A 20,275-nucleotide genomic window follows, 5' to 3' on the forward strand; every position below is an offset into this window, starting at 1 on the left:
CGCCCAGTACGTCAGCCTGGCCTACTCCGACGCGCTGATCACCGCCGGGGTGAGCGCTTCGGTGGGCACCGTGGGCGACTCCTACGACAACGCCCTGGCCGAGAGCGTGAATGGCCTCTACAAGGCCGAACTCATCCACTCCAAGCGGCTCTGGGAGTCCGTGCAGGCGGTCGAGCTGGCCACCATGGGGTGGGTGCACTGGTGGAACACCGCCCGCCTGCATGAGGCCCTCGGCTACCGCACTCCGGCGGAGGTCGAGGCGGCCTACACTCACGACCAGGACTCAGCGCCCGTTGCGTCCTGACCTCGGAACGAAACCCAGGGCGCTTCACTCCGATGAACGCAGCCAGACGGCCATCGCGGTGTTGCGCCGCGCGGTCGCCCACTTCGCGCGCCTGGGCGTGGAGGTGGAGCGGGTGCTCTCGGACAACGGCTCGGCCTACCGCTGGCATGCCTGGCGTGATGCCTGCACCGAGCTCGGGATCAAGCCCAAGCGGACTCGGCCCTACCGGCCGCAGACGAACGGGAAGATTGAGCGGTTCCATCGCACGCTCGCTGACGGGTGGGCCTACGCCCGGTTCTACAGCTCAGAGACGGAGCGCAGGGCCGCGTTGCCTGGATGGCTGCACTTCTACAATCATCATCGCGTCCACTCCGCGATCGGCGCCGCGCCTGCCACCAGGCTCAACAACCTCCCTGGACATCACACCTAGGGCATGTCTGACAATCGTTTTGACCATGCGAGCACAGCATTCAGGACCACAGCGGCCCTGTAGATGATCGCGTACTTGTCATACCGGGTCGCCAGACCCCGCCACTGCTTCAGGTGAGCGTACTGACGCTCGATGACGTTGCGGCCCTTGTAGGCGTCCGCGTCGAGGCTGACGGGGCGCCCGCCGCGGGCACCGCGCCGTCTGCGGTGGCCCTGCTGGTCGGCCGGTTCGGGGATGACCGCTTTGATCCCACGGGCACGTAGGTGAGTGCGGATCGCCCGGGAGGAGTACGCCTTATCGCCCAGCACGGCCTCGGGGCGGGTCCGGGGCCGCCCTACTGGCCGGGTCACGCGCAGCTGCTCCAGAAGAGGAAGCAGCATCGGGGAGTCCCCTGCCTGGCCGGGGGTGATCAGGCTGACCAGCGGCAGCCCGGTCCCATCGACGAGCTGATGGATCTTCGTGCTCAGCCCGCCACGGGAGCGCCCGATGCCGTGATCGGCCGGCTCCTCACGCGGATTCTTGTAGTTCGATCCATCCCCCTGTGTGGCGGGTGATGTTCGTCGCGTGCTGGTGGGCGCGGGCGATCGTGGAGTCCACCGAGACCGACCAATCGATCAGGCCTTCGGCGTCCGCGGCGGCGGTCAGCGTGGCCAGCACCGTGTCCCAGGTGCCTTTTTCGGCCAAGCGCCGGTGCCAGGTCCACACGGTCTGCCAGGGCCCGTAGACCTCGGGCAGATCCCTCCAAGCGATTCCGCACCGGTATCGGTAGATGATCGCCTCCACCATGGTGCGGGCGTCGGCGAACGGCCTGCCGGCGCGGCCGGTCCGGGTCGGGAGCATCGGGGCGATCAACTCCCATTGGGCGTCGGAGAGCATCTGGAACCGGGACATGTCCCCAGGGTCTCAGCTGACTCGTGCATCTATTCTCAGACACGCCCTAGCTCTCGTTGGCCTCGCGGTGGCTTCGCGTCGAAAGTAGGTAAGGCCCGCCGCGACCGGGGTATCACCTCGCTCGCTCATGCCGCTGGTCTCGCGCAAGGTGGGTCCATTCCTGGCCGTCACCCCGGGGCCAAGTGGGGTTGACATAGCCACCAGGACGACGTCGGGCCGGGCGGCGCCTACATCAACTGGCCGGTGACGGGGCGGGCCCGCTCCCGCCGCGGCGTGCGGCTGGACCTCGGCGGCCCCGCCGGGCTGGTCCTCACCACCCACGACGGACAGCGGTTCACTGTGGTGACCCCGGATCCAGAGACGGCCGCGGAGCTGCAGGCGACGGTGACCCAGGCGACGTCGGGCGGCGACGTCCGGAATCGACTGCAGAAGTGACCCCTCTGACGCCCGCTGACACCCCCAGAAGGGTCACTTCCGCAGTCGATTCTCAGGTGTGCGCGCGACGCCCGTCCGTCGCACCCGCCCCCGCCCGCCGCATCGGCACGTGCGGGATGCCGTCCTCGAGGAACTCCGGCCCGTCCGGCGCGTAGCCCCAGCGGGCGTACCAGTGCGCCAGGTGGGCCTGGGCGTCCAGCACGCTCGGCCGCCCGCCGATCCGGGCGACCGCCTCGTCCAGCAGCGCCCCGGCCAGGGCCCGGCCCCGCGCGTCGGGGTGGGTGACGACGCGGCCGATGCGGGCGACGTCGCCGTCGTCCAGCAGCCGCAGCGTGGCGACGGGCGTGCCCGCCTCGTCCTCGACCCACAGGTGGACGATGGCCGGCTCGAGGTCGCGGCCGTCCAGGTCCAGGTAGGGGCAGTCCTGCTCGACGACGAACACCAGCGACCGCAGCTGCCAGAGGCGGTAGGCCGTCGTCCGGTCGAGCTCGTCGAAGCCCGCGGCATGGACGGCAGGGGCGGGGCCGGGTGTGGCGGCGGGCGGCGTGGGGGCGGGGCGCTCGGGCATGAGCCGATGGTGCCACGGGAGCGTCCGACGCCCGGCGCCCGACGTGCTCCTGAGTGCTCCGGCGTCGCCGAATCCACTGCGGAACTGACCCTTCTGGCGACCGCCACCGCCCTCAGAAGGGTCACTTCCGCAGCGGATTCTCAGCCGTCCTCGCGGCGCAACGGCACCGGGACCGGTTCGGGCTGAGGCTCCCCGGTGGTGGTGGCCGCGAGCACGCCGTGTGCCGCCGCGGTCAGCACGGCGGCGAAGAGTCCCACACCCAGCGCCGTGGCGGCCCCGTCCGCGAGCAGGGGGATCACCATGCCCGGCACGATCGCGACCCCCACCATCACCACCGCGAACCACGCCGTACTCCCCCGGCCGGCGTAGAACACCTGACGCCCCGCCTCCTCCTGGTCCACCCGGTGGTGCACGTCGCGCAGGGCGAGGGCCACGCCCAGGAGGCACGCCGTCAGCAGCCCGACCGCCCATCCCAGCCCCAGCTCGTGCCGCAGTCCGGACACGACGCCGGCGCATCCCACGAGCGCCGCCGCGACGGCGATCCGCACGTGCCAGACCTTCTCCCGCTCCATCCCGTCCATGGCCCCACCCTGTCAGAGCGCGGGACGAAGGGCGAGGCGGCCGCAGGACCTCCCCTTCTGCTCAGGACCGTGTCCTGAGGACGCGGTCCTGAGCACGACGTGAGGTCCGGAGGAGCAGCGTGCTTCAGGGAGCCTGCCGCCTGCCCTCCAGCCGGGCCAGCACCCACTCCCACTGCCGCGGCGTGCTCAGGCGCAGCACCGGCGCCCCCTCCGCCGCGGCCTCCCGCTCCCGGGCCCATGCCCGCTTGCGGTCGAACGTGGCGGCGTGCCAGCGCAGGATCGACTCCTCCCCGAGCACCCGACGCCAGGACTCGCGGTTGCCGTTGCACATCTCCCCCTGCCCCACCACCCGGCGGATCGTGCGCCGCACCAGGCACGTGAAGGTCCGGGCCCGCGAGTAGTCCAGGGCGATGACGACGTCGGTCCGCTTCATGACCATCGGCCGGTAGAAGGCGTAGGCGGAGTCCAGCACCCAGGCCTCCCCCGCCGTGACCGAGTCCGCCAGGGCGGTCTGCTCGGCCTCCGGCCGCGGGACCCAGCCCGGCAGCCAGCCGAACTCCTCGTCCACGAGGGTGACCGGCAGGCCGAGTACAGCGCCGAGCCGCACGGCCGCGGTGGACTTCCCGGCCCCCGTGACCCCGTGGAACAGGACGCGGCGGGCCTGCCGCACGTGGTCGATCGAGGCGGAGGGCATGGGAGAAGGCTAACGGCCGTGACACGATGGCCCCGGTCGCACACAGCAGGAGGGGAACGATGACACAGGTGCACACAGGCAACGCTCACAGGCAGATCGTGGACGGCCAGCGCGTCCGCGGGATCAGCCGGGCGGGTCATCCGGTGGTCTTCGGCGGGCTGATCGGGGTGGTCGGCGGCATGGCCTTCCTGCTCGCCGGGATCGCCGGGCTGCCCGGCGACGCTCAGAGCATGCTCCGCAGTGCGGCGGTCGCCCTCGCCGTCTTCGCCCTCGCGGCGGTCCTGCTCCGCCGCCGGACCGTGCCCGCCCTGCCGCCCCCGGCGCAGATCGCCCTGGTGGCGGCCGTGGTGGGCGCGCACTTCCTGCCGTTCGCGCGCGCGTTCGGCGCGCCGGTGTTCCGGTGGATCGGCGGGTCGATGCTGGTCCTGGGCCTGGTCGGCGCCCTGGCGGCGATGCTCCGCGTGCCCGCCGCGGGACCGGCCGGGGCCGCGGCGGCCGGCGCGGCGATGCTGCTGATCGTGGCGGGGCAGGCCCTGCGGCAGGGGGCGCCCGCCCCGGGTGACAGACTGCGCGCATGACCGACGCCCCCTCCCGCGCCGAGGCCAACCGGCGCACCTACGACGACGCCCGCCTCGCCGCGATCTACGACGTGGACAACCCCGCGGGCGAGGACCACGCGTTCTTCCGCCGGGTCGCGGACGAGGTCTCGGCCGCGCGGGCCAGCACCCGCATCGTCGACCTCGGCTGCGGCACCGGCATCCTGACGGTGACGCTCGCGGGCCCGGGGCGGGACGTTGTCGGGATCGACCCGGCCGAGGCCATGCTCGCGGCGGCCCGCGCGCGCCCGGGCGGGGACGGCGTCGAGTGGCGACACGGGGATGCGGGGCTGATCGCGCCGGACTCCGCCGACCTGGTGGTGATGAGCGGCAACGTGGCCATGCACCTGGTCGACGACGACTGGCACGCGTCGCTGCGGCGCATCGGTGCGGGGCTCGTGCCCGGCGGCCGCCTGGTCTTCGAGACGCGCAACCCCGTCCGGCGCGCGTGGGAGGGCTGGCAGCAGGACCCCACGGAGCGCACGATGCCGGCCGGGCGGGTCCTCGAGTCGGAGCGCACCTCCGCCCCGGACCGGCACGGGGTGGTGACGATGCGCGTGCGCACCGAGTTCCTCGACTCCGGGGAGGTGTCCGAGGTGGACCAGCACCTGCAGTTCCGCTCCGCGGAGCAGGTGCGCGCGGACCTGGCCGCAGCGGGGCTGCGGGTGGAACGGCTCTCCGGAGACTGGCACCGCACGGCCTTCGACCCCGCCGAGCACCCGCTCATGGTGGTGGAGGCGGTGCGGGACTGACCGGGCGGTGGACGGCGAGCCCCTATGCCCCTCAGCCCCCGAACCCGACCGCCGTGTCCGGGGTGAGGTCGCCGTCGCGCAGGCCCTCCAGCACGAGCCGCTCGTAGTCCGGAATCGGGCTCGGCAACGAATCCAGGGGGAACCACTCCAGGTGGGAGGCCTTGCCGGGCTCGCAGATCCGCGGCTCACCCGCCCAGGACCGGCAGGCCCAGAACCAGTCCACGCGCTGCTCGCGCGGGGTGTCCGTGCCGTCCGTGCGCTGCATGACGGTCAGCAGCTCGAGGGCAGCAGGCTCGATCTCGACGCCGAGCTCCTCCGCCGTCTCCCGGACCGCCCCCTGCCGGGCCGCCTCCCCCGGCTCCACGTGCCCGGCGGCGCCCGCCACCCAGAACCCGTCCATGTACCCGGTGTGATGCCGGCGCTGCAGCAGCACCTCCCGTCCCCGCAGCAAGAGGACGTAGGAGGAGGGCACGAGGGCGAAGGAGTGGGCGGCCATGGGCACCATCATCGCCTCACGGGACCGCCACTGCGGCCGGTGCGTGGATGACGCCCGTGACCTGGGCATTCGCTGGGAACTGCCGCTAGCGTGGGCGCCATGGCCTCCCCCTCCGTCACGGCTCGGCCCGTCGGCCGCCCCGCCCCCGACCTCCACCGCCGCCTGCTGCTGTCCGGGATCCTCTTCGGGGTGGGCGTGGCCGCCTTCGTCGACGAGGTCGTCCTGCACCAGCTCCTGCACTGGCACCACTTCTACGACCTGTCCACCGCGGCCGTCGGCCTGGTCTCCGACGGACTCTTCCACGCCTTCGGCTGGTTCGCCGCCGTGGCCGGGCTGTTCCTCTTCGCGGACGTGCGACGCCGCGGCGGCCCCGGCGTCGGCCGGTGGTGGCCGGCGGTGCTGATCGGCGCGGGCGCGTTCCAGGCGTGGGACGGCACCGTCCAGCACAAGCTCATGAGGATCCACCAGATCCGGTACGAGGTCATCCCCACGGAGCTGCAGGGCACCGGCCCGTACGCGCCCGTGGACGACATCCTCGTGTACGACCTCGTGTGGATGGCCATTGCGATCGCCTTCCTCGTGATCGGCACCCTGGCGTGGCGGCGCGGCTCCCGCCGGGCGGCCGCCCGTGCATGAGCACCCCGGCGGGATCGGGGCGGAGCTCGGCGCCCAGGCGGCGAGCGCCCCGTTCCCGCTGGCCGGCGTCGTCATCGGCGGCGGACTCCTGCTGTTCCTGGTCGCCTATGCGGCGCTGGTCCGCGCCGGACGACGCCGGGGCCGCGCCTGGTCCGACGCGCGCACCCTGAGCGCGGCCGCGGGGGTGGTGGCCGGCGTCGTGGCGGTGGGACCGCTGGGGGTGCTCGGCCACCACGACTTCACGGCCCACATGTGGGGGCACCTGCTGCTGGGCATGCTCGCCCCGCTGCTGCTGGTGCTGTCCGCGCCGGTGACCGTGGCCCTGCGGGGCCTGCCCGTGGCGTGGGCGCGGCGGCTGTCCCGGGTGCTGTCCACGCCGTACGTGCGGGTGGTCTCGCACCCGGTGGTGGCGGGGCTGCTGAACATCGGCGGGCTGTGGCTGCTCTACACCACACCCCTGCACGCCTGGATGCATGCCTCCGCGGTGGGGCATCTGCTGGTGCACGTGCACGTGCTGCTGGCCGGGTGGGTGTTCACCGCCGCGATCCTGCAGGTGGACCCGGCACCGCACCCGCACGGACACCCGCTGCGGGCAGGTGTGCTCGTGGCGTTCCTCGCGCTGCACGCGATCCTCTCCAAGCACGTCTACGCGCATCCGCCGGCGGGCGTGGGCGTGGCGGAGGCCCAGGCCGGCGCCCAGCTCATGTACTACGGCGGCGACTGGATCGACCTCGTGCTGATCGCCGTCTTCTGCCTGGACTGGTACCGCCGCACCGCGCCGGTGCGGTCGGGGCGGGGCGGTGTGGTGGCCCGGGCGGCGTCCTGAGAAGACCGCTCGATGTGCTCAGGACCGCGTCCTCATGACGCGGTCCTGAGCACAGCAGGCGGTCGCGGGGATCCTGCGCCCCCGCCCGCGCCCCGGCTCAGTCGAGTCCCGCGGCCAGCTCGTCCAGGAAGGCCTTGAGCTCCTCCCGCTGTCCGGCCGGCCCGGGGTAGAGGTCGGCCATGCGTGCGGGGATGTCGGCGGCGGCCTCGCGCAGGTCCCGGCCGGCGGGGGCGAGGGAGATGAGGCGACGCCGCTCGTCGTCGGCGCTGCGGGCACGGGTGACCAGGCCGGCGTGGTCGAGGCGGCGCAGCAGCGGGGTGAGGGTGCCGCTGTCGAGTCCCAGGCGCGCGCCGATGTCGTTCACGCCCACCGGCCCGTCCTCCTGCCAGAGCACCAGCATCACGAGGTACTGGGGGTAGGTGAGGCCCAGCTCCTCGAGCAGGGGCCGGTAGGCGCGGGTCACCGCCCGGCTGGCGCGGTAGAGGGAGAAGCACAGCTGGCGGTCGAGGTCGAGGGGGGTGACGTCCACCCGGACAACCTACCCCGCAGACAACTGGATTGCACACAACCTGATCGCGGACTACCTTGGACCGTGGCCGCCGTCGAGCGGCCCCCGGCACCCCGGGCCAGACACCGTCAAGGAGCACACCGTGATCGAGATCGAGCCCCTCTACACCACCGAGGCCATCGCCACGGGCGGCGGCCGCAACGGCCACGTCCGGACCGCGGACGGCCGCGTCGACATGGACCTGGCGATCCCCGCCGAGATGGGCGGCAGCGGCGACGGCGCCAACCCCGAGCAGCTCTTCGCCGCCGGCTACGCCGCGTGCTTCCACTCCGCCCTGCAGAGCGTCGCCCGCCAGGCCAAGAAGAAGCTCGGCGACTCCTCCGTGGGCGCCCGCGTCTCGATCGGCAAGGCCGGCGAGGGCTTCGGCCTGGCCGTCACCCTCGAGGTCGTCATCCCGGACCTGCCCCAGGACGAGGCGCAGCAGCTCGCCGACGCCGCCCACCAGGTCTGCCCCTACTCCAACGCCACCCGCGGCACCATCCGCGTGGACGTTCAGGTCGTCGACGACTGACCGCTCGGCGCGGCGGCCTCCGCGGCCACCCGCGGATCCGAGGGCTGGAGCACCATCACCAGCAGGGCGATCGCACCGAGCACGGGCAGCAGCGCCAGGAGCAGCCAGGCGCGGCTGAGCCCGGCGTCGTGCAGGCGCCGGGCCGTCAGCGCCCAGGCGGGCACCAGATGAAGCAGGCCCCAGACCCCCGAGAAGGCCTGGTAGGCCTCGGTCATCGAGTCGACGGCGGGGACGCTGAGACCGCCGACCGCGAAGCCGGGGAACACGACGGCGGAGGGGGCGGCCGTCGTCGTGTCCGCCCCGAGGGCCCCGAACAGGAGGGTGATGCCGAGGGACGCGAGGGACAGGTACAGCACCACCCACCAGAACTCGGCGCGCCCGGCCCGGCCGCCGAACTGCGCGTAGCGTCCGTAGAAGCGGCCCACGGCCCGGAGGAACGTCATGGCCGGATCCTGGCCCAAGAGGTGGCCCGAGTCGAGGCCCTCCCGCGTGTCCGCACGTCAGGGCGCCGGTAGCCTGGCGCGCATGCCCTCCCCCTCCGGCTGGCAGGCCCAGCACGACGCCGACTACCGCGCCCACTGGCACGCCCTCGCCGCCCGCGCGGACCCCGACGCGCTCACGTGGGTGGTGCTGGGCGACTCGGCCGCCGTCGGGATCGGGGCCGAGAGCGTGGAGCGCACGTACGTGGCCCAGGTGGCCGAGCGGGTGGCCGCCGAGACCGGCCGGCCCGTGCGGGTGGTGAACCTCGCCGTCAGCGGGGCCATGGCGAAGGACGTGCTCGCCGACCAGCTGCCCCTCATGCCGGCGAGCGGGGTGGACGCGGTGACGTGCGTCGTCGGCGGCAACGACGTCACCTGGGCTTGGCGGTTCCGCGAGGCCGCCTTCGAGGAGCCCCTCGAGGCGATCGCCCGCGCCCTGCCCGCCGGCGCCACGCTGGGCCTGGTCCCGACGTTCCGCATCCCGCCGTTCGAGGCCCGCGTGCGCCGGGCGAACACGGTGGTGCGGCGGGTGGCCGCCCGGCACGGCCTCGGCGTGGCGGACGTGCACGCGGCCACGTGGCGGCGGAATCTGAGGCACCAGGTCAGCCGCCTGGCCCGGGACCTGTTCCACCCCAACGGCGCCGGCTACGAGGACTGGGCCGCGGCGGTCGCCCCCGAGGTGCTGCGGCAGGTGCGGGGTCAGGCACCGGCCGCCTGAGGACTCCTCCCCGCCGCGCGCGAAGCGCACATCCGGCGTCCCTCACACCGGGGGCTAGACGGGGACCCATGCGATGCATAGTCTCCCCTCACGCACTGCACGACGACCGGTCGGGCCGGCGTCCGGGAGCACGGGCTCCCCCGACCGACGGAGGTCCGCCTTGACCCCCTCACCCCCTTCCCTCCGCTCCGCCCGCCATGCCCTCCCGGCCACGACGGCGGCCCTGACCCTGGCCCTAACGCTCGCCGGCTGCTCCGGCGGCGGGGGCCCAGCGACGGCGTCCGGCACCACACCCTCCCCTGCGGCGTCCTCCGACACGACGCCGTCCCCGTCGAGCACGTCCGAGACCACCACGCCGTCCGCGGGCGGGCCAGCCTCCGGCACCACGGCGCCGAGCACTCCGGCGCCGGCCTCCGGGAGCGCCACGCAGGGTTCGGGCGGCGGCTCCACCGCCGGTGCCGGGTTCGTGCCCGAGGGCGCCGATCCCGCCAGGAACGGGGCTCTGCCGTTGAGCGAGGGCTTCCTCGCCGCCCTCCCGGAGGCCGCCGTCACGCACCGGGCGGGCAGTCCGACGGAGGACCCCCTGGCCCGGGCCCTGGAGGGCGTCGAGCTGCCCGGCACGCCCACGACGGACGTCAACGTGATCGCCTCCGAGCTGCAGGGCCTCCAGACCCCCGGGGAGGGGGGCGCGGCGATGGGCGGCGAACGCCCCGAGGGCACCCTGCGCCTGATGCTGCTGTGCGACGACCCGGACGCCGGCCCGTCCTCGGTGGGCATCCTCGGGGCGGACGGCTTCGCCGCCTACCAACCCCTGGGGTGGTCGGACCGCTGCGGCGGATACGTCGTCATGGTGCCGGAGTCGGACGCGGAGGACCTGGTGGTGAGCGCCGAGGCCCCCGAGGGCACCCGGTACCGCCTGAGCGTGATCACGGACCACGATCCGGTGGCCGACTGACCCCACCATCCCCGGGGCATCCTCTCCGGCAGGCCCTCCTGGATCCGGCAGGCCCTCCCGGAGCGGGGCCTGCGGACAGGCGGGCGGGGCCGCGTCCCCACGACGCGACCCCGCCCTCCTCCATCCACGGGCCGGCGGCAGGTGCCGGCCCTGGCCGTCAGCGTCCCCACGACGCCCCCGGCCGCCGACCGGGCACCCCTCCCCACGAAGGGCGCCCGGCCGGAGTCTCGTCACACGATCAATGGTCGTGCCCCTCGTGGCCCTCCGAGGGCTCGGCGCCGTGGTCGTGGCCCTCGTGGCCGTCGTCGTCGTGGTCCTCGTCACCGTGCGCGCCCTCCTCGGGCTTCACGGACTCGGGCTCGCCGGTGACCACGGCCATCTCGACGGGCGCGAAGTCCAGCTCCTTCTCGAGGACCTTCTCACCGGTCTCCAGGTCCACGGCCACGAGCCTCCGGTTCTCCGCGTCCGTCACGTAGGCGGTGTTCCCGGCGACCTTCAGGATCGGACCGGGCTCCTGCCACTCGTCCTTCTCCTTCCAGGGCTGGATCACGGGGTGCTCGGCGGTGACCTCACCGGTCTCCTCGTCGATCACGGTGACCTCGCCGTCGTAGGTCAGCACGACCGCGGAGCCGTCCTCAGCGCGGCCGAGCGAGCGGAACCAGTAGGACGAGCCGAGGTCCACGGTGGTGAGCTCATCGGTGCGGGTGTCGATGAGGGCGATCCCCGTGGGCCGCTCGACGGCCTCCGTCGGCTCCTCCTCGACCTTGTGATCCCCCAGGACGATGGGCGAGTCATGCAGCCCGAACAGGTTCCCGGAGCGCTGGTACTCGGTCTCGACGTCCACCTTGTGGAACTCGCCGTCCCGGTACACGACGGGCCCGTTCTCGCAGCCCATCACGACGACGTCGCCCGCCTCCGTCGGCTGGGCCGCGGCCTCGCCGTGACTGCCGGGGCAGTCGTCGGTCTCGGCCGTGACCTCGCCGGTCTTCGGGTCGATCACCTGGAGCGTGTTCCGGGAGTCCTCGGTGCCCTCCGTGGTGAAGAGGGTGCCGTCGGAGAGCTCGAGCGCCACGCCGTGGTGCGGGTCCGCGGTCTCGGACTCCGTCATGACGGGCATGAGGTCCGGGGTCGCCTTGTCCAGGTGGGTCGAGTCGAAGGTGCGGATCACGCCCGTGCCGTCCGCGAAGAGGGTGGTCCTGCCGTTGTGGGTGACGACGTGGCCGGGATGCTCACCCGGGAACGTCACGCCGGTCATGCCGGGCGCGGACTCGTAGTTGTGGACGTGATCGCCGTGGGCCTTGGCCTGGATGCCGGTGGAGAACACCTCCCAGCCGTTCCCGGTGGTCACCAGGACGTCCTTGCCGTTGCCGGCGTTGCTCAGCCGCGTGAAGCCCGTGACGTCCTGCTCCTTCACCACCTCACCGGACTCGGCGTCGAGCAGCGTGAGCCCGTCCTCGTGCGAGAGCAGGATGCGCGGCGTCACCGAGGAGACCTCGGTGGTCTGGGTCGGGTCGACGCGGTCCTCCTCGGAGACGGAGGAGGCCGCCGTCGCCTCACCCGCCGGCGACTCGGAGCCGCCCGAGGCGGAGGCGGGTGCCGACGTCGGGCCGGACGGGGCGGCGTCCCCGCCGCACGCCGTCAGGGCGATGGCCGCGGCGGCGAGGGTGGCGGAGAAGGTGGCGGCGCGCGCGGCACGGCGCTGCGGGGCGGAGTGGGACACGGGGAGCCTTTCACGAGGGCGAGAAGATGCGACTGATTCCCAATAACGATTGATGCGGATGCTTCGCAATATGATGACGGCGGGTGCCGCCCCGTCGCGGGAACCGGCACGTGACGCCCTCGACGCGGCGACCGGGCCGTCAACGGCACGCCGCTCGAGCGCCACTACCGGCTGGGCGGCTGAGGCGCCGGCCGGTGCGGCGCGCGGCGGGGCCCGTCAGGCCAGGCCGCGCGCCGCGTGCCAGGCGGCGATCCGCTCGAGCGCCTCGTGGACGGCTTCCGGGCCGGCTGCGAAGGAGAGGCGGACGAACTCGGGCCCGTGGACGGCGTCGAAGTCGTCGCCGGGGGTCAGCGCGACGCCGGCCTCCTCCAGCAGGGCGGCGCAGTAGCCGACGGCGCTGCCGAACTCCGCCAGCATGCCCGGGGCGAGGCGGGCCCACAGGTAGAAGGCGCCGTCGGCGGGGGCGGCGTCGGCCCAGCCGAGCCGGGGCAGGGCGGCCAGCACGACGCCGCGCGTCGCCGTGAAGCCGCCGGCCTGCTCCTCGCAGAACGCGTAGGCGTCCTCGCCGAATGCCTCGACCGCCGCGCGCTGCGCCGCCGCGGGCGGGCACAGGGCCACGGAGCCGGCGAGCCCGTCGATCGCGCCGGCGAGGTCCTCCGGCATGAGCATCCAGCCCAGCCGCCAGCCGGGCATGCCCCAGTACTTGGAGAACGAGCTGACCACGAGCGCGGTGCGGGAGGTGCGCCATGCGCAGGCGCCGGGCCCCTGCCCGTCCGTGTGCACGATGCCGTGGTAGATCTCGTCCGAGACGAGCCGCACACCGCGTTCCTCGCACCAGCGGGCGAGCTCGGCGAGCTCGTCGGCGCTGACCATCGTGCCCGTGGGATTGGCCGGGGAGGCGAGCACGAGCCCCGCGACCGGGCCCTCCGCGAGCGCCGCCTCCAGGTGGGCGACCGTGGGCTGGTAGCGGGTGCCGGCGTCGACGTCCACGTCCACCACCTCCACCCCGAGCGCCGTGAGGATGTTGCGGTACGCGGGGTAACCGGGGCGCGACAGGAGCACGCGTTCCCCCGGGGAGAACGCCGCGAGGAAGCCGAGCATGAACGCCCCCGAGGAGCCGGTGGTGATCGCGACCTGCTCGGGGCGCACGTCGAGCCCGTACCAGCGGCGGTAGTGGCCGGCGACGGCGGGCGGGGCGCCCCCGCCCGGCTCCCCCGCGCACAGGCTGACGACGTCGTGGCCGGCAGCACGCAGTGCGGCGACCCGGCCAAGGATGCTCATCACCGTGAACGGCGGCACCTGCGACCGGGCGGACGGCACGAAGGTGGGGGTGGTGGGGGCAGGGGCTGGGGCGGCGGTGCTGGCGGGGGCGGCGGTGCTGGAACGGGGCGGGCGACGCATGGCCCGAGGCTACCCCCCGCTTTCGTTCGGGAAACGGCGCCCCGGGGACCACTTTCGTTGACGAAACGGGCGGGAGGGCCGCCGTTTCCCGAACGAAAACGTCTCGACACGCCGCCGTTTCCCGAACGAAAACGTCCGGCCCGCCTCGCGCGGCCCTCACTCCTCGGCGCCGAGCATCTCCCGGATGTCCTCGGCGGTGAGGGAGTCGGTGAAGGCGCCGGCGCCGGAGTCGTCGGACTCGTCCATGAGCGCGCCGAACAGCTCGGCCTTGCGCCACTGCAGCTCGAGCACCTTCTCCTCGATCGTCCCCTCGGACACGAGCCGGTAGACCATCACGGTCCGCTCCTGCCCGATCCGGTGCGCCCGGTCCACGGCCTGCGCCTCCGCGGCGGGGTTCCACCAGGGATCCATGAGGAACACGTAGTCCGCCTCGGTGAGGGTCAGGCCGAAGCCGCCCGCCTTCAGGGAGATCAGGAACACCGGCGCCTCGCCCTCGCGGAAGCCGCGGATCACGTCGGCGCGCCCGCGCGTGGAGCCGTCGAGGTACGCGTGCTCGATCTCCAGGTGGTCCAGCTCCTCGGCGATCACCCGCAGGAAGCTCGTGAACTGGCTGAACACGATCACGCGGTGCCCCTCGCCGATCACCTCGGTGAGGTCGTCGAGGAACCGCTCGAGCTTCGAGCTGGGCACGGAGGCGTACTGGTCGTCGACGATCTGCGGCGCCAGCGCGAGCATCCGCAGCAGCGTGAGCGACTTGAAGATGGTGAACCGGTTGCCGTCCATGTCCCCGAGCAGGCCCAACACCTTGCGGCGCTCGCGCTGGAGCACGCGGTCGTAGAGCTTGCGGTGGGCCGGCTCGAGCTCCACCTGGAGGATCTGCTCCTGCTTGGACGGCAGGTCCTTCGCCACGAGCTCCTTGGAGCGGCGCAGCATGAACGGGCGCACGCGGCGGCGCAGGGCCGCCATCCGCTCAGGGTCCCCCCCGGTCTCGATGGGGGTCACGTAGGTCTCGCGGAACCGGCGGTGGCTCGGGAACAGGCCCGGCACGACGACGCCCAGCAGCGCCCACAGGTCGCTGAGGGAGTTCTCCATCGGCGTGCCGGTGATGGCCAGCCGGAAGGGGGCGCGCAGGTCGCGGGCCACCGTGTGCACCTTCGCGGCGCGGTTCTTCAGGAACTGCGCCTCGTCGAAGACCACCCCGCCCCAGTCCAGTCCGCCGTACTGGCCGGCGTCGATCCTCAGGAGCGTGTAGCTGGTGACCACCACGTCCGCCCCCGCCACCTCGTCCGCCACGGCGGTGCCGCGCTTGCGGCTGGTGGTGTCCAGGACGCGCACGTCGAGGTCCGGGGTGAACTTCTCGGCCTCGGCCGCCCACACGGACACCACGGAGCTCGGCGCGACCACGAGGAACGGCGGCCGCTCGGGCCGGGCCTGGCGTGCGTGGGCGAAGAGCGCGAGGGTCTGGACGGTCTTGCCCAGGCCCATGTCGTCGGCCAGGATCCCGCCGAGGTCCTGCTCCCACAGGAACGCGAGCCAGCGCAGGCCCTCCTCCTGGTAGGGGCGCAGGTCGGCCTTCAGGCCGGCGGGGCGCGGGGCCTCGGGGAGGCGCTCGACGGCGGCCAGACGCCCGACGGCGGCGGTCCACTCCGGGTCCTCGTCCACCTCGTCCGCGAGCTCCTTGAGGTCCTCCCAGAAGCCGACCTGGTGCCGTGAGACGGGGGTGTGCTCCGGGGTCCACTCCTGCAGGGTGGCGGCCTCGGAGAGCAGGGCGCGCAGCCGGTCGAAGGCGGGGTGGTCGAGGCCCAGGTAGGAGCCGTCCGCGAGGATCAGCGTGGTCCTGCCCTGCACGAGCGCGGTGAAGAGCTCCACGAACGGCAGCACGTGCCCGTCCACGGAGACCTGCACGCCGAGGTCGAACCAGTCGTTCTGCGTGGCCTTCGTGCCGACCTCGATGCGCGGGGCGGCCTTCAGCTCGCGGTAGTCGGGGCGGTCGCCGGTGACGTCCACGCGCACGTGGTCCGCGCGCTGCAGCAGCGGCAGCACCTGCTCGGAGAACCGGGCGGCGCCCACGCCCTCGAGGACCTGCTCCTCCGCACGGCCGGCGCGCGGCCAGAGCTCGGCCACGGCGCGCAGCACCGCGTCCTCGTGCCGGGTGTCCCGCAGGGGGTCGCCGCCGGCGTCGAGGCCGAGTTCGCGGGGCGGGTCGAAGTAGAGCCAGGACCAGCGCAGCACGAGCTCGTGGCCGGGTCGGAAGTCGGCGCGCAGCCGCAGCACGGGCGGCTCGAACTCGGGCAGCTCCACGGAGGCGTCGCCGCTGGTCACGGGCAGGGCGCCACGCAGCCGCGGGTAGATCCGGCCGAGGAACTCCTCGCGGTCCGCGGCGGGCACGCGCACGGGCTCGCCGGCGAGCACGAGCTGCTGCACGGCCTCGGGGACGGGGCGTGCGGCGGGGATCAGGTGGAGCACGGCCTCCTCGTCCGTGAGCTCCACGCGGTAGAAGCCGATGCCTCCCACGGCGTGCACACCGCTCAGCCCGGGGCCGGGCGGGGCCGGGTCCAGGGACGGGGCCACGTCCAGACCGCCGTCGGGGGCGCGGGTGACGTCCAGCCCGACGGCGACGGGCGCCTCCAGCACCACGTCCGTCAGCAGCCCCAGCGGCACGAGCTCCACCCCGACCTCGCGGGCCTCCGCGAGCAGCTGCCAGATCCGCGGGGAGTCGAAGACGTGCAGACCGAACCAGGCGTCGCCCGGGTAGGAGTCCTCGGCCTGGACCTGACGCCAGATCAGGCGCATCGCCCGCTCCTGGGCGGGGGCGAACTCGGCGCGCGGGAACTGGAACGCCTTCCACGTCAGCCCGCCCTTGATCCACGTCCCCTTGGCCCCGCGCTTGAGCGGGCGCACGGTCACGTACAGCGGGCGGCCCTCGCGCACCTGCTCCTCCCCGGCGGTCGCCGGGCCCCACTGCTGGAACGCGTTGCGGGAGGACTCGGCCACGAGCTCCACGCCGATCGCCAGCGCGGGCGGCGTGCCCACCCGGCGCGGGCCGTGGAGTCCGGCCAGCGGCTCCATGACCCGTCGCCAGTCCAGGCCGGCAGGGGGTGGGGGTGCCGCCCCGTCCGCGGCCGGGGCGTCGATGCCGGCCGGGCCGCCGTCGTCGTGGCCCCGTCCGGCGGGCGCGGGCAGCGCGTCCGCCGTGGTGACCATCTCGGCGAGCTTGCGGCGGGCGTCGTCGAGGGCCTGGTCGGCGTCGAGGCGGACCACCTGGTAGAGCGCGGCGGCCACGTGCTTGCAGTCCGTCCCGACCGGGCACGTGCAGCGCCCGCCCACCGGCTCCATGAGGGCGCCGGCGCCGTCCTCGGCGGCGTCGTCGTAGGCCTCCTGCAGCTGCACCTGCACCCGGTAGGGGCTGGGCGCGGTGCCCTGGACGGAGGCGCTCAGACGGCCGGTGGCGGCGTCGTAGCGCAGGCGCCCCACGGCGCCCGACGCGGCCACGGCGAAGCCGCGGTCCGCGCTGGTGGGCCCGACGACGGCGCGGATGGCCTCGGTGCGCAGGTGCGGCAGGACGTCTCCGGAATCTGCAGTGGCCATAGCGAGCAGTCTTTCACGGACCGTGCCGGACCCGCTCCGGCCTGCGCCAACCCGGGGGGGCGTGCCGACCCCCGGGCCCCGGCTCCGCACACCCGAGACCTTCAGGCCGGCCCGCCCCGGACCCTAGAGTGCGCCCATGGCGTCCACACAGCCCTCCCCCGTCCCCGCCGGTGCCACGCCGGCGCCCCACACCTCCCCCCTCGGCTTGTCCCTGCCGGAAGGCCGGGGCCGTCGCGTCCTCGTCACCGGTGCCACCGGGTACGTGGGCGGGCGCCTCATCCCCGAGCTGCTCGCCGCCGGCTTCGACGTCCGGGCCGGCGCCCGCAACCCCTCCGACCTCGCGGACCGGCCGTGGTCGGACAGCATCGAGGCGGTGGAGCTCGACCTCACCGAGGCGGACCTCGTCGAAGCCGCCATGCAGGACGTGCACACCGTGCTCTACCTCGTGCACTCCATGGGCGGGGGCGGCGACTTCGTGGCCCAGGAGCAGCGGATCGCGGACATCGTGGGCACCGCCGCGGACACGGCCGGCGTGGCCCAGCTCGTCTATCTCTCCGGCCTGCACCCGGACACGATCCCCGTCGCGGAGCTGTCCGACCACATGCGCTCCCGCGCGCTCGTGGCCGAACGTCTCGAGCGGGCGGCGACCCCGGCGCTGACGTTCGAGGCCGGGGTGATCATCGGCTCGGGCTCCACCTCGTTCGAGATGATCCGCCACCTCGCCGAGCGGCTGCCCGTGATGCCCGGCCCGTCCTGGCTGAAGAACCGGGTGGAGCCGCTGGCGATCCGCGACGTCCTGTACTACCTGCTGCAGGCCTGCGCCCTCCCGGAGCCCGTGCAGCTGAGGGCCCAGATCGGCAACGGACATCCCCAGTCGTTCGCGAGTGTGCTGGTGGACTATGCCAAGGCCGCCGGCCTGTCCCGGCGCATCGTGATCCCCACCCCGTTGCCCTTGAAGACCCTGGCGGGCTTCTGGATCGGCATGGTGACCCCCATCCCGGTCGCGGTGGCCCTGCCCCTGGCCGCATCGCTCGCCGAGGAGGCGGTCGTGGAGGACCGCTCGGTCCGCGACCTCATCCCGGACCCGCCGGGCGGGCTGACCTCCTACATGGACGCCGTGCGGCTGGCGCTGAAGCGGGAGAAGGAGGGCCCCCTGGACGTCACCTTCGACGCGGACCTCCAGAGCTCCGCGGGCCCGGCCGCCCCCCTGCCCTCGGATCCCGAGTGGGCCGGCACCACGGTCTACACGGACGAGCGCGAGCGCGAGTCCGACCTGCCCGCGCAGGAGGTGTGGCCGGTGATCGAGTCGGTGGGCGGCGCGAACGGATGGTATTCGACCCCGCTGCTGTGGAAGATCCGCGGGCTGATGGACAAGCTGGTCGGCGGGCCCGGCCTGACCCGCGGCCGGCGGGACCCGGACCACCTGCGACGCGGCGACGTGGTGGACTGGTGGCGGGTGGAGGACGTGGAGCCGGGGCGGCGGCTGACGCTGCGGGCGGAGATGAAGGCCGGCGGGCGGGCCTGGCTGCAGCTGGCCACCGAGCCGCGGGAGGGCGGGGGCTCCGTCTACCGCCAGCGGGCGGTCTTCATGCCGGACGGCCTGCTCGGACGCGCCTACTGGACCGCCATCCTGCCCTTCCACGCCGTGGTGTTCCCGGAGATGGCCGCGAACATCCTGGCCGAGGCCCAACGCCGGCACGAGGGCGGCGAGCGTCCCCGCACCCGCGGCCTGCTGCGGTCGCTGGTGGACCGGCTGCCCCTGCGTCGCAACCCGCTGGACAGGCGAGCGCGCGACGCCGACGGCGCTCAGTCCCGGGACTGACCGTCGGGGCCACGCCCCCAGCGGGACCGGGGGTGTGCCCGGGCCGCCCGGCGCAGCCAACGCCGCCCGGGGGACAGTCGGGCCCAGTTGACCTGCAGGGTGGTGACCGCCATCCGGCCCTGCCGCACCCGCTGGCGCAGGGAGTGGAAGATGCGCCCGGCGACCTCCACCCGCAGGTCCGGATCGAACCGGATCCGGCGGCCGGCCAGGGCCAGCTGGAAGGACAGGTCCAGGTCATCGTGCACGTCCCCGCGTTCGCGGTGGACGCGGGTCCGCACAGCCTGCCACGCCTCGGCGCGCAGGGCGCAGTTGGAGCCCCAGACGGGGGTGGCCGCCACCGCGGCGCCCGCCCCCCAGCGGTACGTGCCGGTGTAGAGCGCCGCCCGCACCTGTCCCCGGAGGCCGGGCTGGTCGTGGAAGGTCCCCGGCCCGGTGAGGGCGTCGAGCCCGGGGTCGGCGTCGAACCGGGCCACGATCCGTTCGAGCCAGTCCGCGGGCATCCGCGTGTCGGCGTCGCAGCGCACCAGCAGCTCCCCGACCGCGGCGTCCAGGCCGGCGGCCGCCGCGGCCGGGACCCCGCGGCGCGGCTCGCGCACCACCCGCGCGCCGGCGGCGCGGGCGAGCACCGCCGAGTCGTCCACGCAGCCGTTGTCCACCACCACCACCTCCAGCGCCGGCCGGCTCTGGGCGGCCAGCAGCGCGAGGCACACGCGCAGGTGCTCGGCGTCGTCGAGCACCGGGACGACCACGGAGACCGTGGGGCGGGCCGGGGTCACCGGGTGCGCCCCCGGCACACGGCGAGGGCGGCGCCGACCCCGGCGCCGACGAGATCGGCGGCGAGGTCGCCGATGGTGTCCGTGTAGCCCACGCCGATCTCCGGGGTCACCGCCGTGTGCCCCCACCATTCGGCCAGCTCCCACACCACGCCCAGGGCCACGGCGGCGGCCGCGATCCCCAGCCCGGCCAGGCCCGGGCCGAGCAGCGCCACGGCCTGCCCGGCCTCGGTCCCCCGACGCCGGAGCCACGCCCCCACCACCAGTGCCGTCAGACAGGCGACCACGGCGGAGGCGGCGGCGTGCACGAGCAGGTCCAGCCACGGCACCCGCGGGTAGAGGCCGATGACGCTCAGCCACCCGGCCAGCAGCAGGACCGCCTGCGCGGCCCAGTCCAGGGCGCCGCCCGGGGCGAGCCAGCGGGTGAGCCACTGGGAGCCGAACACGAGCAGCATCGCCGCCGCGGACGGCCATCCGGCGTGCACCGCCGCGACCGGGACGAGGATCAGGCCGAGCGCGCGCAGCAGGTCTGCGGGGATCAACGGCAGCATG

21 protein-coding genes and 2 pseudogenes are annotated in these 20,275 nt (G+C 74.1%); 11 read left to right on the plus strand and 12 right to left on the minus strand.

The window, feature by feature from the left end:
• Position 1: 1 nt before the first annotated feature.
• Positions 2-304 (plus strand): annotated as a pseudogene (locus MLUT_RS21925) (integrase core domain-containing protein); the annotation flags it as partial.
• A 22-nt stretch (positions 305-326) separates the two neighbouring features.
• A pseudogene (locus MLUT_RS21930) lies at positions 327-713 on the plus strand (integrase core domain-containing protein); the annotation flags it as partial.
• On the opposite strand, the gene MLUT_RS23735 reads toward MLUT_RS21930, so the two are convergent.
• A protein-coding gene (locus MLUT_RS23735) for an IS5 family transposase (RefSeq protein ID WP_102708846.1) occupies positions 710-1,604 on the minus strand; the annotation gives its coding sequence in 2 pieces (ribosomal slippage) (positions 710-1,246 and positions 1,248-1,604; 894 coding nt in all). The pseudogene MLUT_RS21930 and the gene MLUT_RS23735 sit on opposite strands and share 4 nt — an antisense overlap.
• Positions 1,605-1,847: 243 nt before the next feature.
• Between MLUT_RS23735 and MLUT_RS21945 the strand changes: the two genes are divergently transcribed.
• Positions 1,848-2,039: a hypothetical protein gene (locus tag MLUT_RS21945; RefSeq protein ID WP_010080021.1), complete on the plus strand. Its 192-nt coding sequence runs from the start codon at positions 1,848-1,850 to the stop codon at positions 2,037-2,039.
• A 52-nt stretch (positions 2,040-2,091) separates the two neighbouring features.
• Here the strand turns inward: MLUT_RS21945 and MLUT_RS21950 are convergent, their stop codons facing one another.
• From MLUT_RS21950 to MLUT_RS21960, 3 genes are all read right to left on the minus strand, one after another.
• Entirely contained in the window at positions 2,092-2,607 is a 516-nt protein-coding gene (locus tag MLUT_RS21950; RefSeq protein WP_010080020.1) for a GNAT family N-acetyltransferase, read from the minus strand.
• Between the two features lie 140 nt (positions 2,608-2,747).
• On the minus strand, positions 2,748-3,188 hold the full coding sequence (locus MLUT_RS21955) for a hypothetical protein (protein ID WP_010080019.1): 441 nt from the start codon (positions 3,186-3,188) through the stop codon (positions 2,748-2,750).
• A gap of 124 nt (positions 3,189-3,312) precedes the next feature.
• Positions 3,313-3,882, minus strand: coding sequence for a P-loop NTPase family protein (locus tag MLUT_RS21960; protein WP_010080018.1), 570 nt, complete (start codon positions 3,880-3,882; stop codon positions 3,313-3,315).
• 59 nt (positions 3,883-3,941) lie between these two features.
• Between MLUT_RS21960 and MLUT_RS21965 the strand changes: the two genes are divergently transcribed.
• Positions 3,942-4,460, plus strand: a complete 519-nt coding sequence (locus MLUT_RS21965; RefSeq protein ID WP_010080017.1) for a hypothetical protein — start codon at positions 3,942-3,944, stop codon at positions 4,458-4,460.
• Positions 4,457-5,230, plus strand: a complete 774-nt coding sequence (locus MLUT_RS21970; protein WP_010080016.1) for a class I SAM-dependent methyltransferase — start codon at positions 4,457-4,459, stop codon at positions 5,228-5,230. The genes MLUT_RS21965 and MLUT_RS21970 overlap by 4 nt, the downstream gene beginning before the upstream one ends.
• 31 nt (positions 5,231-5,261) lie before the next feature.
• Here the strand turns inward: MLUT_RS21970 and MLUT_RS21975 are convergent, their stop codons facing one another.
• On the minus strand, positions 5,262-5,726 hold the full coding sequence (locus MLUT_RS21975; protein WP_010080015.1) for an NUDIX hydrolase: 465 nt from the start codon (positions 5,724-5,726) through the stop codon (positions 5,262-5,264).
• A 99-nt stretch (positions 5,727-5,825) separates the two neighbouring features.
• Here MLUT_RS21975 and MLUT_RS21980 point away from each other — a divergent pair, with 99 nt between their 5' ends.
• The gene (locus tag MLUT_RS21980; protein WP_010080014.1) at positions 5,826-6,362 is read left to right on the plus strand and encodes a DUF2243 domain-containing protein; all 537 of its coding nucleotides are present in this window, start codon (positions 5,826-5,828) and stop codon (positions 6,360-6,362) included.
• Positions 6,355-7,188 carry a cytochrome c oxidase assembly protein gene (locus tag MLUT_RS21985; protein ID WP_010080013.1) on the plus strand — a complete coding sequence of 278 codons (834 nt, stop codon included), beginning with the start codon at positions 6,355-6,357 and terminating at the stop codon, positions 7,186-7,188. The genes MLUT_RS21980 and MLUT_RS21985 overlap by 8 nt, the downstream gene beginning before the upstream one ends.
• A gap of 97 nt (positions 7,189-7,285) precedes the next feature.
• Here MLUT_RS21985 and MLUT_RS21990 read toward each other — a convergent pair whose 3' ends face one another.
• Positions 7,286-7,717, minus strand: a complete 432-nt coding sequence (locus tag MLUT_RS21990) for a MarR family winged helix-turn-helix transcriptional regulator (protein ID WP_012751108.1) — start codon at positions 7,715-7,717, stop codon at positions 7,286-7,288.
• A gap of 121 nt (positions 7,718-7,838) precedes the next feature.
• Here MLUT_RS21990 and MLUT_RS21995 point away from each other — a divergent pair, with 121 nt between their 5' ends.
• The gene (locus MLUT_RS21995) at positions 7,839-8,267 is read left to right on the plus strand and encodes an organic hydroperoxide resistance protein (protein WP_010080011.1); all 429 of its coding nucleotides are present in this window, start codon (positions 7,839-7,841) and stop codon (positions 8,265-8,267) included.
• Here the strand turns inward: MLUT_RS21995 and MLUT_RS22000 are convergent.
• A complete protein-coding gene (locus tag MLUT_RS22000) occupies positions 8,249-8,710 on the minus strand; it encodes a DUF805 domain-containing protein (protein ID WP_010080010.1) in 462 nt (153 codons plus the stop codon). The two genes, MLUT_RS21995 and MLUT_RS22000, sit on opposite strands and share 19 nt — an antisense overlap.
• Before the next feature lie 82 nt (positions 8,711-8,792).
• Between MLUT_RS22000 and MLUT_RS22005 the strand changes: the two genes are divergently transcribed.
• Complete coding sequence (locus MLUT_RS22005; protein WP_010080009.1) at positions 8,793-9,464, plus strand: SGNH/GDSL hydrolase family protein; 672 nt, start codon at positions 8,793-8,795, stop codon at positions 9,462-9,464.
• 508 nt (positions 9,465-9,972) lie between these two features.
• Positions 9,973-10,419 (plus strand): hypothetical protein, encoded by a 447-nt coding sequence (locus MLUT_RS22015; RefSeq protein ID WP_010080007.1) that lies wholly within the window; start codon positions 9,973-9,975, stop codon positions 10,417-10,419.
• A 238-nt stretch (positions 10,420-10,657) separates the two neighbouring features.
• Here the strand turns inward: MLUT_RS22015 and MLUT_RS22020 are convergent, their stop codons facing one another.
• From MLUT_RS22020 to MLUT_RS22030, 3 genes are all read right to left on the minus strand, one after another.
• Positions 10,658-12,139 carry an outer membrane protein assembly factor BamB family protein gene (locus tag MLUT_RS22020; RefSeq protein ID WP_010080006.1) on the minus strand — a complete coding sequence of 494 codons (1,482 nt, stop codon included), beginning with the start codon at positions 12,137-12,139 and terminating at the stop codon, positions 10,658-10,660.
• Positions 12,140-12,355: 216 nt separating this feature from the next.
• Positions 12,356-13,540 carry an aminotransferase class I/II-fold pyridoxal phosphate-dependent enzyme gene (locus tag MLUT_RS22025; protein ID WP_010080005.1) on the minus strand — a complete coding sequence of 395 codons (1,185 nt, stop codon included), beginning with the start codon at positions 13,538-13,540 and terminating at the stop codon, positions 12,356-12,358.
• Between the two features lie 156 nt (positions 13,541-13,696).
• Positions 13,697-17,128 (minus strand): DEAD/DEAH box helicase, encoded by a 3,432-nt coding sequence (locus MLUT_RS22030; RefSeq protein ID WP_012751110.1) that lies wholly within the window; start codon positions 17,126-17,128, stop codon positions 13,697-13,699.
• A 136-nt stretch (positions 17,129-17,264) separates the two neighbouring features.
• Here MLUT_RS22030 and MLUT_RS22035 point away from each other — a divergent pair, with 136 nt between their 5' ends.
• Positions 17,265-18,950, plus strand: coding sequence for an SDR family oxidoreductase (locus MLUT_RS22035; RefSeq protein ID WP_010080002.1), 1,686 nt, complete (start codon positions 17,265-17,267; stop codon positions 18,948-18,950).
• On the opposite strand, the gene crtX is transcribed toward MLUT_RS22035, so the two are convergent.
• Positions 18,935-19,744, minus strand: a complete 810-nt coding sequence (gene crtX, locus MLUT_RS22040) for a C50 carotenoid glucosyltransferase CrtX (RefSeq protein WP_012751111.1) — start codon at positions 19,742-19,744, stop codon at positions 18,935-18,937. The two genes, MLUT_RS22035 and crtX, sit on opposite strands and share 16 nt — an antisense overlap.
• On the minus strand, positions 19,723-20,274 hold the full coding sequence (locus tag MLUT_RS22045) for a DUF2238 domain-containing protein (protein ID WP_163721625.1): 552 nt from the start codon (positions 20,272-20,274) through the stop codon (positions 19,723-19,725). The genes crtX and MLUT_RS22045 overlap by 22 nt, the downstream gene beginning before the upstream one ends.
• Between the last annotated feature and the right edge of the window lies 1 nt (position 20,275).

It is taken from the genome of Micrococcus luteus NCTC 2665, from assembly GCF_000023205.1.
Taxonomy (GTDB): domain Bacteria; phylum Actinomycetota; class Actinomycetes; order Actinomycetales; family Micrococcaceae; genus Micrococcus; species Micrococcus luteus.